Annotated in this window: 17 protein-coding genes and 2 pseudogenes; 10 read left to right on the forward strand and 9 right to left on the reverse strand. The window is 69.9% G+C overall.

Annotated features, from left to right (window positions below):
- Nucleotides 1-25: 25 nt before the first annotated feature.
- Nucleotides 26-1,633, forward strand: coding sequence for a purple acid phosphatase family protein (locus tag OG407_RS39440; protein WP_405864779.1), 1,608 nt, complete (start codon nt 26-28; stop codon nt 1,631-1,633).
- 51 nt (nt 1,634-1,684) lie between these two features.
- On the opposite strand, the gene OG407_RS39445 is transcribed toward OG407_RS39440, so the two are convergent.
- From OG407_RS39445 to OG407_RS39455, 3 genes are all read right to left on the reverse strand, one after another.
- Nucleotides 1,685-2,254 (reverse strand): hypothetical protein, encoded by a 570-nt coding sequence (locus OG407_RS39445; protein WP_405864781.1) that lies wholly within the window; start codon nt 2,252-2,254, stop codon nt 1,685-1,687.
- 80 nt (nt 2,255-2,334) lie between these two features.
- Nucleotides 2,335-2,736, reverse strand: coding sequence for an SDR family NAD(P)-dependent oxidoreductase (locus OG407_RS39450; protein ID WP_405868836.1), 402 nt, complete (start codon nt 2,734-2,736; stop codon nt 2,335-2,337).
- Between the two features lie 214 nt (nt 2,737-2,950).
- Nucleotides 2,951-3,361 carry a helix-turn-helix domain-containing protein gene (locus tag OG407_RS39455; RefSeq protein ID WP_405864783.1) on the reverse strand — a complete coding sequence of 137 codons (411 nt, stop codon included), beginning with the start codon at nt 3,359-3,361 and terminating at the stop codon, nt 2,951-2,953.
- Here OG407_RS39455 and OG407_RS39460 point away from each other — a divergent pair.
- The 7 genes and pseudogenes from OG407_RS39460 to OG407_RS39490 all read left to right on the forward strand — a co-directional run.
- Nucleotides 3,296-3,802: a SigE family RNA polymerase sigma factor gene (locus tag OG407_RS39460; RefSeq protein ID WP_405864785.1), complete on the forward strand. Its 507-nt coding sequence runs from the start codon at nt 3,296-3,298 to the stop codon at nt 3,800-3,802. The two genes, OG407_RS39455 and OG407_RS39460, sit on opposite strands and share 66 nt — an antisense overlap.
- A 10-nt stretch (nt 3,803-3,812) precedes the next feature.
- On the forward strand, nt 3,813-4,340 hold the full coding sequence (locus tag OG407_RS39465; protein ID WP_405864787.1) for a hypothetical protein: 528 nt from the start codon (nt 3,813-3,815) through the stop codon (nt 4,338-4,340).
- Between the two features lie 104 nt (nt 4,341-4,444).
- Nucleotides 4,445-5,803 (forward strand): glycosyltransferase, encoded by a 1,359-nt coding sequence (locus tag OG407_RS39470; RefSeq protein ID WP_405864789.1) that lies wholly within the window; start codon nt 4,445-4,447, stop codon nt 5,801-5,803.
- On the forward strand, nt 5,800-7,068 hold the full coding sequence (locus OG407_RS39475) for a hypothetical protein (protein WP_405864791.1): 1,269 nt from the start codon (nt 5,800-5,802) through the stop codon (nt 7,066-7,068). The genes OG407_RS39470 and OG407_RS39475 overlap by 4 nt, the downstream gene beginning before the upstream one ends.
- A gap of 80 nt (nt 7,069-7,148) precedes the next feature.
- Nucleotides 7,149-7,355 carry a hypothetical protein gene (locus tag OG407_RS39480; RefSeq protein WP_405864793.1) on the forward strand — a complete coding sequence of 69 codons (207 nt, stop codon included), beginning with the start codon at nt 7,149-7,151 and terminating at the stop codon, nt 7,353-7,355.
- A gap of 6 nt (nt 7,356-7,361) precedes the next feature.
- A pseudogene (locus OG407_RS39485) lies at nt 7,362-7,490 on the forward strand (hypothetical protein); the annotation flags it as partial.
- Between the two features lie 142 nt (nt 7,491-7,632).
- Nucleotides 7,633-7,824, forward strand: a pseudogene (locus OG407_RS39490) (epoxide hydrolase); the annotation flags it as partial.
- A 71-nt stretch (nt 7,825-7,895) separates the two neighbouring features.
- On the opposite strand, the gene OG407_RS39495 reads toward OG407_RS39490, so the two are convergent.
- On the reverse strand, nt 7,896-8,213 hold the full coding sequence (locus OG407_RS39495; protein WP_405864795.1) for a hypothetical protein: 318 nt from the start codon (nt 8,211-8,213) through the stop codon (nt 7,896-7,898).
- Between the two features lie 181 nt (nt 8,214-8,394).
- Nucleotides 8,395-9,324, reverse strand: coding sequence for an NADP-dependent oxidoreductase (locus OG407_RS39500; protein ID WP_405864797.1), 930 nt, complete (start codon nt 9,322-9,324; stop codon nt 8,395-8,397).
- Between the two features lie 129 nt (nt 9,325-9,453).
- On the opposite strand from OG407_RS39500, the gene OG407_RS39505 reads away from it, so the two are divergent.
- Complete coding sequence (locus tag OG407_RS39505) at nt 9,454-9,837, forward strand: winged helix-turn-helix transcriptional regulator (protein ID WP_403603809.1); 384 nt, start codon at nt 9,454-9,456, stop codon at nt 9,835-9,837.
- 398 nt (nt 9,838-10,235) lie between these two features.
- On the opposite strand, the gene OG407_RS39510 is transcribed toward OG407_RS39505, so the two are convergent.
- Together OG407_RS39510 and OG407_RS39515 are read right to left on the reverse strand one after the other, a co-directional pair.
- Nucleotides 10,236-11,069 carry a PIG-L family deacetylase gene (locus OG407_RS39510; protein ID WP_405864799.1) on the reverse strand — a complete coding sequence of 278 codons (834 nt, stop codon included), beginning with the start codon at nt 11,067-11,069 and terminating at the stop codon, nt 10,236-10,238.
- Nucleotides 11,070-11,372: 303 nt separating this feature from the next.
- The gene (locus OG407_RS39515) at nt 11,373-12,560 is read right to left on the reverse strand and encodes a magnesium and cobalt transport protein CorA (protein ID WP_405864801.1); all 1,188 of its coding nucleotides are present in this window, start codon (nt 12,558-12,560) and stop codon (nt 11,373-11,375) included.
- A gap of 204 nt (nt 12,561-12,764) precedes the next feature.
- On the opposite strand from OG407_RS39515, the gene OG407_RS39520 reads away from it, so the two are divergent.
- Nucleotides 12,765-13,865, forward strand: coding sequence for a winged helix DNA-binding domain-containing protein (locus tag OG407_RS39520; protein WP_405868838.1), 1,101 nt, complete (start codon nt 12,765-12,767; stop codon nt 13,863-13,865).
- Between the two features lie 39 nt (nt 13,866-13,904).
- Here the strand turns inward: OG407_RS39520 and OG407_RS39525 are convergent, their stop codons facing one another.
- Together OG407_RS39525 and OG407_RS39530 are read right to left on the reverse strand one after the other, a co-directional pair.
- Nucleotides 13,905-14,552: a LysE family translocator gene (locus OG407_RS39525; protein WP_405864803.1), complete on the reverse strand. Its 648-nt coding sequence runs from the start codon at nt 14,550-14,552 to the stop codon at nt 13,905-13,907.
- Between the two features lie 161 nt (nt 14,553-14,713).
- Entirely contained in the window at nt 14,714-15,505 is a 792-nt protein-coding gene (locus OG407_RS39530; protein WP_365307212.1) for a serine protease, read from the reverse strand.
- Between the last annotated feature and the right edge of the window lie 190 nt (nt 15,506-15,695).

The following is a 15,695-nucleotide window of genomic DNA, read 5'->3' on the forward strand; positions in this document are numbered from 1 at the left end:
TCAACTGCTCGCCAGGGAGGGCACCATGACCACACAGACCGAGACACCGGACGAGTCGACGCAGTCGTCCGAGGGGGTCAGCCGGCGTCACGCGCTGGGTCTCCTCGGTACGGCCGGCGCCGGCGCGGCCGTCACCCCCTTGCTGGGAGCAGGCACGGCGCAGGCCGCCCCGCTCGCCGCCCCGGCCCTTCACCTCACCGCGGACTCCTCCGGCGCGACCCCGGTCCAGGGCCTGCACCTCACCTTCGGCGCCGACCCGCGCACCCAGATGAACGTCTCCTGGATCACCGACAAACCGGTGAACAGACCCGTCGTCCGCTACGGCACGCTGGAGCACGGCTTCGGCTCCAGCGCCAAGGCCCGCACGGTCACCTACGTCGACGGCACCTCCAGCCGCACCGTCTACGTCCACCACGCCGCGCTGAACCGGCTCGCCCCGGACACCGACTACCTCTACCTCGCCACGCACGAGGGGGCGACGCCCGACAGCGGCACGTTCCGCACCGCGCCGCACGGACGCAAGCCGCTCACCTTCACCAGCTTCGGCGACCAGTCCGCCCCGCAGGTCACCTGGGCGGCCAACGGCACGGTGGGGCTCGACGCGAACTCCACCCCCGCGACGAAGGACATCGTCACCGGCATCGAGCAGGTCGCCCCGCTCTTCCACCTCCTCAACGGCGACCTCTGCTACGCCAACCTCGACGTCGACCGGGTGCGCACCTGGAACAACTTCTTCACCAACAACACCCGTTCGGCCCGCTTCCGCCCCTGGATGCCGGCGGCCGGCAACCACGAGATCGAGAAGGCCAACGGCCCGATCGGACTCGGCGCCTACCAGACCTACTTCGCCCTCCCGTCCACCGAGACCGACGCCGAACTCGCGGGCCTCTACTACGCGTTCACGGCCGGGTCGGTGCGGGTGATCGTGCTGCAGAACGACGACAACTGCCTCCAGGACGGCGGCGACGTCTACATCAGCGGTTACTCAGGCGGACGCCAACTCGCCTTCCTGGAGAAGGAGTTGAAGGCGGCCCGGGCCTCGCGCGACACCGACTGGATCGTCGTCGCCATGCACCAGGTCATGGTCAGCTCCACCGACGCGAACGGCGCCGACCTCGGCCTGCGCCAGAAGTACGGCCCCCTCTTCGACCGCTACGGCGTCGACCTGGTGCTGTGCGGCCACGAGCACAACTACGAGCGCTCGCTGGCGGTTCGCGGAGTCGTCAGCGGCACCGAGACGCTGACCCCCAACCCGGTCTCCACGGCCACCGACAACATCGACACCGGTCTCGGCACCGTGCACATGATCCTCGGCGGCGGCGGGGTCTCGGGCACCACGAACCAGAGCTTCTTCAAGGACGGCACCGGCAAGGTGATCACGTCCGTCTCGGCGACACCCGGCTCCAACGGCAAGCGCACCTCCACGTACACGCAGGAGGAGGCGGTCTGGATCGGCGTCCGGGACACCGAACACCCCTACGGCTTCGCCGCGTTCACCGTCGACCCGGGCCGGCACGCCGGCGACACCACCCGCATGCACGTGACCTACTACAACGTGAACAAGCCGAACGGCGACCTGTCGGTGTTCGAGAACTTCACCCTCCACCGGAAGCGTTCCGACGGCCACCGCTAGGCACTGAGAAGGACTGAGGGGCAGGCGCAGGGACCGGGGCAGGGACCGGGGTCAGCCCGTCGTCGCGGCCTTCTGTCCGGACGGGGCGACGGCGTACCACTCGCCGTCCTTGCCCTGGCCGTTCGCCTCTCCGGCCGCCGTGTCGCCGACATACCGGTACAACGGCCAGCCGGCGAGGGTGAGTTGCGGCTGGCCGTGGCGGTGGACCGTGCCGAGAAGGCTCTTCTCGACTCCCGACGTCTGCACGGAGTCCTGCACGATGACGGGAATCCACGTCATCGTGCAGGCGTTCTTGCACGTCCACTTGGAGGGGGACGGCTCGTCCTTGTCGAAGCGGTAGAGGGTCTTCCCGTTGTTGTCGGTGACCACGTTGCCCAGGCCGTTCATCGCCTTGGCCGTCAGGGTGGTGGTCGTCGTTCCACCACCGGAACCGCTGCTCGCGCTCGGCGGTGAGGCGACCGGTGTCGAGGCGACCGGTGTCGAGATCGAGGGATCCGACGCGGCCGGGGCCACCGAGGCGGCGTTGTCGGTTCCGGCGTCGTTCGAGGAACCGCACGCCCCCAGCAGCAGCGTGGAGGCGAGCCCTGCGACGAGGCTCAGGAGGATGCGTCGCGGGATCAAGGAAGTGCCCTTCGTCGGGAGTCGCGTCTGCTTGCTCCTTTAGTACGTCGGCGAACCCTCCCCCTCTCACCCGCGGGTTTTCACATGACGGACTCTTGACCAGCCGGTGCGTGGACCCGCGAGGCGGGCGTGCCGGTCGACATACCTCCGTCGACCGGCAGGACGACACCGGTCGATCCGAGCGGCCCGGTCCCCGGCGAGGTAGAGAACACCGCCTCGGCCACGTCGGCGGGACGCCCCTGGCGCGCCAGGGGTTGCAGCCGGGCCACGGCCGCCCTGCCGAACGCGGCGTTGATCTCGGTCACGATGTCGGCGGGCGCGACGCAGTTCGCCCGCACCCGTTGCTCGCCGAGTTCCACCGCGAGGCACCTCGTGAAGCGCGCGACCCCGGCCTTGGCGGCCCGGTACGGGAGCATCCCGGTGCCGGGGTCTATACCGGCCGCCGACGCCACGGTGACGATCACGCCACCGCCGTGTCCGATGGAGCCCGCCGAAGTGGTCCAGCGTGAACTCCACGAGCTCGTGGGCCTGTTGGGCGTCGGTGTCGTGGGTGACGTGGGTGACGTGGGTGACGTGGGTGACGTGGGTGACGTGGGTGCGCCGGAACGCGGTGCGGTCGTCGAGGGATTGGGCGACGGAGGCGCCGACCTCCGCGTTCGCCCTCGTACACCTGCAACCGCTGCTCGGCCGGATCGGTCACCGGCGGCAGCTCCGTGCGGGCCTGCGCCGTCTCGGCCCGCAGCCGGGTGACCTCCCGCTCGACGGCCGCCTCCAGCAGGGCCTCAGCAGGGCCTCCAGCAGGGCCTCCTTCGAGGGGAAATGTCGGTACAGGCTGCCCTTCCCCACGGCCAGGCCGACCCGCCGCTCCACCTCGTTGATGGTGGCGCCGCCGAAGCCCTGCTCGGCGTACGGGGGCCGCCGTCGCCGACCGGAGCGCGATGTAACCCGGATCACAGCACTGAAGTGCAGCGCGGCAGGGGGTCCACGGCCTTTCTCTCTGTGTAAGGGGCTTGCCCGAAACGGGGACGGTGGACGGTACGGATGGAACAGAGTCGGGCCGACGGGTTCGACGGGTTCGTGGCGGCGCGCTGGTCGGCGTTGTTCCATCTGGCCTGTCTGCTCGTGGGAGGCGATCGGCACCGCGCCGAGGACCTGCTCCAGGAGGCCATGGTCAAGCTCTGGTTCGCCTGGCCGAAAATCGCGGAGGAGGCACCGGAGCCGTACGTCCGCACGATCCTGGCGCGGGTGGCGGCCCGCTCGGCGCGGCGGCGCTGGTGGGGTGAGCGCCCGGTCGAGCAACTGCCCGACCGGGCGGAGGCCGGGGACGTGTCCGCCGTGGTGGCGGAGCGCTCGCGGCTGGAGGCGGCGCTGGCCCAACTGCCGCCTGCGCAACGGGCCGCCGTGGTCCTGCGCTACTACCAGGACCTGCCCGACAGGCAGGTCGCCGAAGTGCTGGGGTGTCCGGTCGGCACCGCCCGGTCCCATGCGTCACGGGGCGTGGCGCGGCTGCGCCGGATCCTCGGCGATGTCATCGAACCGGTGGGATGAGGGGGAGTTGATGGACCACTTCGAGCGGGAGCTCGCGCGGATGATGCGCGACGCCGAGGAGGCGACCCCCTTCGAGCCGAGGCACCAGACCCGTCTCCGCTCCGGGGTACGGGCCAAGCGCCGGGTTCGCCTGGCACAGAGGGCAGTTGGCTCCGCCCTGGCCGTCGCCGGGATCGGCCTCGGCTTCTTCCTGCTGCCCCACGACCGGGTGGACGACAGACCGCAGGCCCCCCTGCCCGGCCCCGCCATGACCCCGACGCTCCCGACCGCCACCCCGAGCCGCACACCGGACACGCCCCCGAGCGCCACCACGAGCCCGACCCCCACACGGACCACTCTGCCGCCCACCACACCGACCTCGACCCCCAGTGGAGGTTCGGCCACCTCGTCCTCCGACCCGACCATGACCGACACGGCCCCGCCGCCCTCCAGCACGGGGACGGCCAACACGCCCACGGGGCACGGCACTTCGGCGAGTTCGACCACGACTTCGCCGGCAACGGAGTCCGCGACCGTGGGCCCGACCGACACCGGCTGACCCGTCCCCCCCTGGGACCACCCCACCCCGTAAGCCCCAGCTGCGGCATGGCGCCCGCAGGCGATCCCGCACGCCCTGCGGCAGCCCACAGACCAGGACAGAATATGACGATACTGACGAGCCAGGCAGGTTCGACGAGCCAGGCAGGTTCGACGAGCCGGACGGGTTCGGTGAGCCAGGCAGGTTCGACGAGTCAACTACCGCTCCGCACACCGGTGTCGGCACATCACCGCGAGCCGGTCCTCGACGTGGTCGTCCCCGTGTTCAACGAGGAGAAGGACCTCGAACCGAGCGTACGGCGGCTGCACGCGCACCTGTCGGAGACGTTCCCGTACCCGTTCCGCATCACGATCGCGGACAACGCCAGCACGGACGAGACTCCGGGCATAGCGGCCCAACTGGCTGCCGAACTACCGGAGTTGGAGTGGCTACGGCTCGCTGAGAAGGGCCGGGGCCGGGCCCTGCACACGGCCTGGTCCGGATCACGCGCACCCGTGCTCGCCTACGTCGACGTGGACCTGTCGACCGACCTCGCGGCCCTCCTCCCGCTGGTCGCCCCGCTGATCTCCGGCCACTCCGACATCGCGATCGGCACCCGTCTGGCCCGCGGCTCCCGGGTGGTGCGCGGCCCCAAGCGCGAGGCCATCTCCCGTTGCTACAACGCCCTGTTGAGGTCCACCCTCGCCGTCGGCTTCTCCGACGCGCAGTGCGGTTTCAAGGCGGTACGACGTGATGTCGCCGAGCGGCTGCTGCCCCTGGTGAAGGACTCGGGGTGGTTCTTCGACACCGAGTTGCTGGTGATCGCCGAACGGGCCGGACTCCGCATCCACGAGATACCGGTCGACTGGGTGGACGACCCCGACAGCCGGGTCGACATCCTCGCCACAGCACTGGCCGACCTGCGCGGAATCGCCCGCATAGGACGGGAGTTGGCCCGCGGCACGCTCCCGACGGCGGGCCTGCGCCGGGCCGCCGCCGACGGCTCGCACTCGACCGGCCTGGCCGCCCAGCTCCTCCGCTTCGCCGCCGTAGGAGCGGTGAGTTCGGTCGGATACGTCCTGCTGTACGTCGCGTTGCGCCCGGCGACGGGCGGACAGGCCGCCAACGCCCTGGCGCTGCTGCTCTGCGCCCTCGCCAACACGGCCGCGAACCGCCGCCTGACCTTCGGACTGCGCGGCCGAGCCGACGCCCTCCGCCACCAGGCCCAGGGCCTCCTCGTCTTCACGGTCGGCCTCGCCCTCACCAGCGGCGCCCTGGCCGTCCTGCACCGCACGTCCCCAACTCCCGCGCGCACCACGGAGGTTGGCGTCCTGGTCGCGGCCAACCTGGCGGCAACTCTCGTACGGTTCCTGCTCTTCCGGGCCTGGGTGTTCCCGGCCAGGCGCCGTGGCGAGAGGGAGGAGACAGCGAAGGAGACAGCGGAGGAGACAGCGAGGGAGACGACGGAGGAGGCGACGACATGAGCGATACGACGACGCTGACCCCGCCCGTCTCCCAGACTTCCCCGGAGACCTCAACGGCCTTCCAGCCCAGGGATGTTGGCGAGTACCTGCGCCGCACGGTCCGCCACCACGGCCCGGTGCTCGCGCTGTACGGCGTGCTGAAGCTCATCGGCTTCTCCGTGTTCATGTACCTGCTGGACTCCGACGGCGGCTTCCGGACGAGGAACCCGCGCTTCGGCGGTGGCGCCCACGCCTGGGACGTACTCGCGACCTGGGACGGCTGGTGGTACCAGCAGATCGCCGCACACGGCTACCACCCCGCGCTCGTCCAAGTCCCCGGCGCCACCGGCCTGATCACCCTCGAAGGCAACTCGGCGGCCTTCTTCCCCCTCTACCCGGCGACGATGCGACTGGTCTCCGACGCCACGGGCCTGGGTCTGTACGGCTCCGGGATGCTGGTGTCGGTCGTGGCGTCGTTCGCGGCGGCGCTCGGCATCTACGCCGTGACGGCCCGCTTCGGGGGCAGGCGAGCCGGGTTGGCGGCGGCCGGGCTATGGGCGGTCTGGCCCGGCTCCGGCATGGAGTGGTCGGCGTACTCGGAGTCCCTCTACATCGCCCTCGCGGTCTGGGCCTGCCACGCCGTCATGACCGACCGCTGGCTCACCGCGGGCGTCCTCACCTTCGCCGCCGGCCTCAACCGCCCCACCGCCGTGGCGCTCATCGCCGCCCTCACCGTCGCCGCCCTGCAGACGCTCCACCGCCGCCGGGAGAACCTCGCGGGCCCATGGGTCGCGATGGCGATCGCACCGCTCGGTCTGATCGGCTACCTCCTCTGGGTCGGCAATGAAATGGGCAATCTGGCGGGCTACTTCAAGCTTCAGAGCGGCGCGTGGGCGCACAGCTTCGACTACGGCAAGCACACCGTCGACGTCTTCAGCTCCGTGGCGGTCGGCCATTTCGACTACCTGTCCGCGTTCCCCTTCGAGGACACCATCGGCGTGGCCGTCGTCCTGCTGGCCGCGCTCCTGATCCCCCTCCTGATCCGCCTGCGCCCACCAGCCGTCCTGACCGTTTACACCCTGCTCACCCTCGCCCTGGTCCTGGGCAGCCAGCAGATCTTCGGCAACGTCTCCCGCTACCTCCTCCCGTGCTTCCCCCTCTTCATCCCGTTGGCCGTCAAGCTCCGCACCCTCCAACTGCCCCTGCTGTGCCTGCTGTTGGGGATCACGGCGGTCGCGTCGGGGTCGTATGCCGGGTATGTGTTGTTCGAGGCGGGGGTGCCGTAGGTGTGCGCCCGGTTCCTTGCTGTTCCGACGCCGGCGGCGGTTGCCACCGGGGCGGTCCAGTTGATGGGGGGCGGCGCTGCGTGGAGGTGTACTTCGATGCCGGGTCAGTTGCCGGGGAGGTCCGGGGCCGGGAGAACCTCGTCATCGAGGAACAGGTACACGGCCTCGCGCTTTCCGGCAGGAAGCTCGCGTCCATCAAGAACATGGCCGTCTACCGGTTGCGGGACGGCCGGATCGTCGAGTGGCGGGACTACTCCAACTCGGCCTACGCCCGCACGCTCCTGTAACGGCCCGTGCGGCCTTCTCCGTCTCGGCGTCATGGAAGATCTCCGTCGCCTGATGGCCCGTTACGTCTACTCCGCAGACCACCACCGCTGGTCGAGTACTGGGCCGACGGTTTCGACTGGCGTGCGGCGGAGGCGCGGCTGAACGGCTACGAGCAGTACAAGGTGGAGATCGACGGCACCCCGTCCACTTCGTCCGCAAGCCCGGCAAGGGCCCGAACCCGACCCGCTGCTGATCCTGCACGGCCGGCCGTGGCCGGGCGAGTTCAGCTACCCGCTCATCGACCCGCTGGCGGACCCCGCCGCGCACGGGGGCGACCCGGCCGACGCATTCGACATCATCGCGCCGACCCCGCCCGGCTTCGCGTGGTCCACCCCCGTCACCCGCGGCGACCTCAACTACTGGAAGGTCGCCGACATCCTCCACCAGCTCAGGACCGACGTCCTGGACTACGACAGGTACGGGTCACTGGGCTCCGACTACGGCGCCCTGGTCAACAGCGCGCTCGGCCACAAGTTCGGTGACAGCGTCATCGCCCTGCACTACGGCCACGACCTGCTCCCGGACATCCTCAAGTTGCATGCCACGTACGCCTCCCACGTACGCCTCCCACGTACGCCTCCCACGTCGCCGTCCACATGCTCGACGCGCCGACGCTCACCCACGGCCTGAACGACTCCCCGACCGAGCGTGTCACCGGCCGCCACCGCCTCATCGGCCGCGCGGGCGGCGGCGACCGCCTGATCGGCCAGGACCGTGACGATGGAGTTGAGCCGGGGATCGATCCCGTCGATGCGCTCCAGACACTCCCGCAGCACTTTCCCCGCGGAGACCTGGCGCGCACGGATCAGCTCCGCCAACGCGGTCGCGTCCAGCCGGCCGCCGGGGCGCGGATGGATCTCTCCGACGAGGGGTTTGCGTCAGGCCTGCATCCTGACCTCGCGCATCTGACCTGGGACGACGGAACTTGTCCAGGGCCATGAGTCATGGGTCGGGGTCCGGGGTCCGGGGTCCAGACCGTCGTCAGGAAAGCCGCGCTCCTCAGACGGTGAGGACGAGCTTGCCCTGGAGGTGACCGGCGTCGAGCAGCCGGTGCGCGTCGGCGACGCGCTCGAACGGGAACGTCTCCTGCACGTGGACCCTGAGCCCGCCCTGTTCGACGAGTCCGACGAGACCCCGCAGGGCGACCGGATCGGGGTCGACCGCGATACCGCTGAAACGCATGCCGGCCGCCTCGTACGTGGCGATGAGCTTCGGATCGTCCTCGGCGACCGCCGTCACCAAGTGACCACCAGGGCGGAGCACTTCGAGCGACCGCTCGACGGTGTCGCCGCCGATCGTGTCGAGTACGACGTCGATGTCACGGACGGCGTCGGTGAAGTCGACCGCCGTGTAGTCGATCACCTCATCGGCACCGAGCCCCTCGACGAACTCCCGCTTGTTCCCGCCGGCGGTCGCGACCACGTACGCGCCGAGCGCCTTCGCGATCTGGATCGCGACATGGCCGACCCCGCCACCACCGCCGTGGACCAGCACACGGTCGCCCTCGCTCACACCACCGAGATCGACGAGCCCCTGCCACGCCGTCAGCCCGATCACCGGCAGCGCCGCCGCCTCAACGTGTGAGAGCGACGCCGGCTTGCGGGCCAGGTGCAGCGCCGGTGCCGCCACGACCTCGGCGTACGCGTTCGCCGCCCGCGGGAACAGCGGCATCCCGAACACCTCGTCGCCGGGCCTGAACCGCCATGTCCCCGGCGCCTGTTCGACCACGCCGCTGATGTCCCAGCCGAGGACGAACGGCGGCCGGCCGAGCAGCGGGAACTCCCCGGCACGCAGCCGCGCCTCCAACGGGTTCAGCCCGATCGCCCTGACGCGGACGAGAACCTCGGTCGGAAGGGCCCGGGGCTCGGGCGCCTCCACGATGGTGAGCACTTCGGGACCGCCGAGCGACTGCTGGGTGATGACGCGCATGACTCGCGCGACTGGCGTTACTGACGTTACTGGCATGACTCTCCTGGCTTTGGATCGGAAAGGAGGGAGAGCACCCAGGCTAGGTTTCCGATAGGAACCGGCAGGTACCTCAGCAGGTACCTTGGCGCCATGAGCGGTTTCGGTCCCGGCGATCCCTTTCTCGCCGACTGCCCGGCGCGTCTGACGGTCGAACTCATCGCCGACAAGTGGACGGCGGTCGTGCTCTACGCCCTCAGCAAGGGCCCGGTGCGCCATGGCGAGTTGATCGACCTGATCGGCGGCATCTCCCGCAAGATGCTCACCCAGACCCTCCGCCGACTGGAGTCCCACGGACTCGTCCACCGCCACGCCTACGCCGAGGCGCCACCCCGCGTCGAGTACGAACTCACCCCGCTCGGCGCGACACTGATCGACCCGATCCACATGCTGACGGAGTGGGCGAGGGCGAACGGCGACGCGGTACTCGACGCACTCGACGCCGCCGATCCCGAGCCGGTCACCCCCAGCGACTGAGGTCCCCGCTACTCGGTATCGACCCGGCGGCGCTCGGCGCGTTGGTCGATCTGCCACAGGAGGGATGGTGGTCCCGACCCCGACCCCGACCCCGACCCCGAGCGTCTCACCGGTCGCACCCCGGGGGCGGTGCACGAGGTCAAGCGTGTGCTCCACGGCGGACGCGCCACCTCCGTCGGCGCCTGTGAGCGCGAGGCCGCACCGTTCCTTCCTGGGCTGGTGGCAGCCGTTCCGGACCACCGGACGCTGCCCCCATCTCGTCCCGCTCGTGGGCCAACTCGGCGACACGGGCGTTGACTTCCGCCTGTGACCCGTTTGATCGTGTCCGCGCCCGCGTCCGCGTCGTGCGGTCGATTCACTTTCCCGGGCGGGTCGGGCCGGTCGAGCGGGCCGACTGATCAGCGCAGTCCGGCGAAGAGGTCCTTCTCGGGTACGGCCGCGCCGGTGGTGTCCTGGACACGGACGAAGGTCTCGACGCCCATCAGGTCGCTGAACCTCTCCTTGCCCAGCTTGAGGAAGAAGATGTTGTCGCCCTGGCTGGCGTGTGCGGCCAGCGAGTCGAACTTCTGGTCGCTGAACGCGGTGATGTCCACCCAGGTGGTGATCTCGTCGTCGGGGAGGCCCATCTTGGCCATCTCGGCGGCCTCGGCGGGGTCAGGCTCCGGCATCTCCGGGTGGAACTCGCGCATGATCTCGCCGAACCGCCGCATCCCCGAGCGGGGCATCGTCGTCCAGTACACCTTCGGTGTCGGCTCGATCATCTCCAGCGCCGCCATCGTGATGCGGTGGGCCTGGATGTGGTCGGGGTGGCCGTAGAAACCGTTCTCGTCATAGGTGACGACCACATCAGGTCGGTACTGCCGCATGAGGTCCGCGAGCCGGGCCGCGCCTTCCTGTACGGGGGTCTGCCAGAAGGATCCGGGGGCGTCGTTGCTCGGCCAGCCCATCATTCCGGAGTCGGCGTAGTCCAGCATCTCCAGGTCGCTGATCTTCAGGACGTCACAGCTCGCCTCAAGTTCCTGACGCCGCATCAGGGCGACCGCCGCCGGATCGTGGCCGGGATCGCCCGGCTTGACACCCCCCGGTCCGTCACCGCAACTGCCGTCGGTACAGGTCACGAGCACCGTGCGGATGCCTTCCGCCGCATACCGCGCGAGCACCCCTCCGGTGCTGGTGGCCTCGTCGTCGGGGTGGGCGTGCACTGCCATGAGCGTCAAGGGCCGGTCAGTCATGAAACATTCCTCCTGCGGAGAGCACAGATACGTCTTGGTCAAAGGAGCGCGGCGGGCGTACCGCCATCCTGAGGCCCGGTTCCTGGCGGGACGGACGACCTTGTGGTCTCCGTGCTCCCCGCCCGTACGACACCGGCCCTCACTCGATGCAACCGTCCCGACCGGACCGGCTGTTCCCGGCGCGGGCCGCCCGGACCGCAGCGCCGCCCATTCTCCCGCTTCTCCCCAACGGCCTCGCACACGACCTCGGCGTCCGCGTTCCGGGCTGCACTCCCTCGCGGCAGCGCCTCCCAGGACGATCACTCAGAGCCAGTCCCGTCGCTTGAAAATCAGGTACAGGCTGACGCAGACAATCGCCATCAGGCCGATCGCGAACGGGTATCCGAAGCCCCAGCGCAACTCCGGCATGTGTGTGAAGTTCATGCCGTAGATCGTGCCGACGAGCGTGGGAGCGAAGAGGATGGCCGCCCAGCTGGAGATTTTTTTGATCTCCTCGTTCTGCTCGAACCCCGCCTCCGCCAACGCCCGCATCTCCGCGTTCTGTTGCTGGGTGACCAGGGTCGCGTTCACCGTGAGGATGTCCGTGAGGGCCTGGCGGAAGCCGTCGACTCGTTCGCTGGTGTGGGTGACGTGGTCGGCGACATCGCGGAGGTAGCGCTGGAGTTCCTCGTCGGTGCCGTACTTCGCGAAGCCTGCCATCAGGCTGTGCAGCATGCCGACCAGGGGGCGGGTGGCGCGTTGGAACTCGACCATTTCGCGGGAGAGTTCGTAGATGCGACGGGAGACCTGCGGTTCGCTGCGAAAGACCTCTGTCTCGATCTCGTCGATGTCGATCTGGACGCCGGCGACCACCGGCGCGTAGCCGTCGACGACCGCGTCGAGGATGGCGTACAGCACCGCCTCGGGGCCGAGCTTCAGCAACTCCGGGGATTCCTCCATGCGTTGGCGGACCGCCGACAGATCGGGGGCCGCGCCGTGCCGGACCGTGATCACGAAGTCCGGGCCCACGAAGACGTGCAGCTCGCCGAAGTCGACCTCCTCCGTGGTGTCCAAGTAGCGGGCCGCGCTCAGGACCACGAACAGCGTCTCGCCGTAGCGCTCCAGTTTGGGGCGCTGGTGGGCCTCCATCGCGTCCTCGACCGCCAGCGGGTGGAGGTCGAACTCCTCGGCCAGGGAAAGGAGTTCGCGTTCGGTGGGGCGGGCGAGGCCGATCCAGGCCATGCCGGACGGCTGTTCGCGCAGTTCGCGGAAGGTGTCGGCGAGGGTGTCCGGAGCCGAGACGCGCACGCCGTCCCGGTACAGGGCGGCCTGGACGACGCTGCCCGCGTCGGAGGGGTCCGAGGGGGTCGCGTCGGCGGTGGACACCGGGGGCTCGGGAGCGGGCGCCGGGGGTGGAGGCGGCGTGCGGCGCCAGCCGGGCGTCCTGCCGTTCCTGCTGTTTCTGCTGTTTCTGCCGTTGTCCGAGGTGGGGCGGGCGCGTCGCTGGGGCATCGCGGTGCCTCTCGATCGGGCCTACGGCTGCGTGATCACGGAGCACGAGCAGGATATACGGGGCAAAGGGTAAACGGCCTGGGTCCGGGATCCGGGGTTCGGGGTTCGGGGTTCGGTGAGAGTTGCGGACAGAAGGTGTCCGCATTCACCGTTAGCGTGCGGAGCGTGACGACCAAGACAACCAAGGCGACGAAGGCGGCGACGATGACGAAGGCCCCCGTACTCGACACCCGTTCCCTCAACCGCGCCACCCTCCACCGGCAACTCCTCCTCCGCCGCTCCCCGCTCTCCGCCCGCGCCGCCGTCGAGCATCTCCTCGGCCTCCAGGCCCAGAACGTCAAGCCGCCGTACTACGCCCTCGCCGCCCGCCTCGACGGATTCGGGCCCGAGGAACTGTCCGGGCCGATGGCCGAGCGCGAGGTCGTCCGGATCGTCACCATGCGCTCCACCATCCACACCCACACCGCCGCCGACTGCCTCACCCTCCGCCCGCTCGTGCAGGCCGCCCGGGATCGCGAGCTGGGCAATTTCCGCAAGGGGCTCGTCGGTGTCGACCTGGACCGGCTCGCCGTATTCGCCCGTGAACTCGTCGAAGCCGAGCCGCGCACCATGAAGGAGTTGCGCGAGGCCCTCCTCGTCGAGTGGCCCGACGCCGACCCGCAGGCCCTCGGGATCGCCGCCCGCTGCAAGCTCCCGCTCGTGCAAGTCACCCCGCGCGGGCTCTGGGGCCGTAGCGGACAGGTCGTGCTCACCACCGCTGAGCACTGGCTCGGGCGGCCCGCCGAACCCGCGCCCGCCCCCGACGCGACCGTCCTGCGCTATCTCGCCGCCTTCGGCCCGGCCTCCGTCAAGGACATGCAGACCTGGGCCGGGCTGACCCGGCTCCGCGAGGCCTTCGAGCGGCTGCGCCCGCAGCTCGTCACCTTCTACGATCCGAACGGCGTCGAACTCTTCGACCTCCCGGACGCGCCCCGCCCCGACGCGGACACCCCGGCCCCGCCGCGCTTCCTGCCGGAGTTCGACAACCTGCTCCTCTCCCACGCCGACCGCACGCGCGTCGTACCGCCCGAGTACTGGGGCCGCGCCTGGTGGGGCAACGTCGCTCATCGCACGTTCCTCGTCGACGGGTTCCTCGCCGGGGTCTGGAAAATCGACGACGGGAACGGCCACCTCGTCGTCGAGCCCTTCGGCAAGCTGACCAGGGCCCAGCAGGGCGAAGTGGTCGCCGAGGGCGCGCGGATGCTCGACACGCTGCACAAGGGGACGCCGTACGACATCCGGTTCGGGACGGTCGTACAGCCGTAGAGCCCGAGAGCCCGAGAACCCGAGAACCCGCGGACGGTGTCAGTCCGCGCGGCCCGTCACCGCGACCGTCACGCCCAGGCCGATCATCGTGAAGCCGCCCGCGCCGCCGATCAGGGACAGGCGGCGGTCGGAGCCGGCGAACCAGGTGCGGGCCGCCGAGGCGGTCAGGCCCCAGAGGGTGTCCGTGACCAGGCCGATCGAGATCGGGATGAGGCCCAGCAGGAGCATCTGGAGCGGGACGTGGCCCGCGGAGTGGTTGACGAACTGGGGGAGTACGGCGGCGAAGAACACCACGCCCTTGGGGTTGGTGACACCGACCAGGGCTCCGTCGAGGACCGTGCGGAGGTCGCCCCGGGGCTCCTGACCAGGAGCTGCTTGCATCGCGGACGCCTTCAGGTCCTTGCGGTGGCGGAACGCCTGGACGCCCAGGTAGATCAGGTAGGCCGCGCCCGCCAGCTTCACCGTCAGGTAGATCGTGACCGAGCGTTCGACCAGCGCGCCGATGCCGAACGCCACCGCCGTCACCAGCAGGTACGAGCCGACGACGTTGCCGATCGCCGTCGCCACCGCCGTGCGGCGGCCGTGGGCGAGGGCGCGGCCGATGACGAACAGGACACTCGGGCCCGGGATCACGATCACCAGCAACGACATCGCGGCGAAGGCGAGGAAACGGTCGGTGGACACCATGCGATCACTCCCATCCGGCGCTCATTGAAACAGGCGGGAAGGGGTCCGCTCTAGGGGCCGGTCAGTGGCCCGCACATGGATAGGGTGCGTTGCGGGCTGCTCGTGGAAGCCCGCAACGCACCCTGGTATTTCCCTGAGGGGTGCTCAGGAGTTCTTCCGGGTTACGAGTTGACCTGCGTGGTCACCAGGCTGGAGAACGTGGTCAGCCGGGAGTAGACACCCGGGTAACCCGCCTCGGCACAGCCCTCGCCCCAAGAAGTGATCCCTGCCAGGACGCCCCCGATGAGCAGGGGACCGCCGCTATCGCCCTGGCAGGTGTCTACGCCGCCGGATGTGTATCCGGCGCAAACCATGTCGGACGCGATGAAGTCCGAACCGTAGGAGCTCTTGCAGCTGGAGTCGGACACGATCGGGACGGTCGCGGTCCGCAGCTGGTTGGAGGAGCTGCCGCTCTCCGAGGTGGTGCCCCAGCCGAGGATGCGGGCGGTGGTGCCGGCCGCGTACACGCTGGTCTGGGAGGAGGAGACGTACGAGGCCGTCGTGTACGGCATCGACGTCGACAGCGTCAGGACGGCCACGTCGTCGCCGTTGGTGGCGTCCGTGTAGCTGGGGTTGATCCAGATCTTGCTGACCTTGCTGACGGTGCCGTTCGTGCCGTTGAGGTACGTACGGCCGCCTACCACGCGCACGCTGCTGGTGGTCTCGCCGACCATGCAGTGGGCGGCGGTGACCACCTTGGTGGCGGAGACGAGCGTGCCGCCGCAGAACTGGTTCTGCGAGGCGTCCGTGATCTGCATGACGAACGGGTACGACGTCGTCGTGGTCGTGGAACCGCCGACGATGGGCTGGGGGGCTGCCACAGCGGTGGGGGCGCTGAGCAGTGCGGTCGCTGCGGCAGCGGCGGCTGCTGCGACGACTGCGGTCGTTCTCCTGGCGCGGTTGAGCCCGAACATGAGTCTCCTCATTGGGTTGCCGGTGGGGGTCGCGCGGGTGTGGGGGGTGCAACGGGGGTCGCGGGACCGACCCCCGTATGCCCGGGCGAGCGGCACACCCATAAGCTAGAACCCGGAACACCCTGCTCCCAATGAGGGAACCCCCTAGGGGAGTTGGGCAGGGAAAACCCTCGGTCGCCGCACAGTAAAC

The organism is Streptomyces sp. NBC_01515, from assembly GCF_045040345.1.
Classification (GTDB): domain Bacteria; phylum Actinomycetota; class Actinomycetes; order Streptomycetales; family Streptomycetaceae; genus Streptomyces.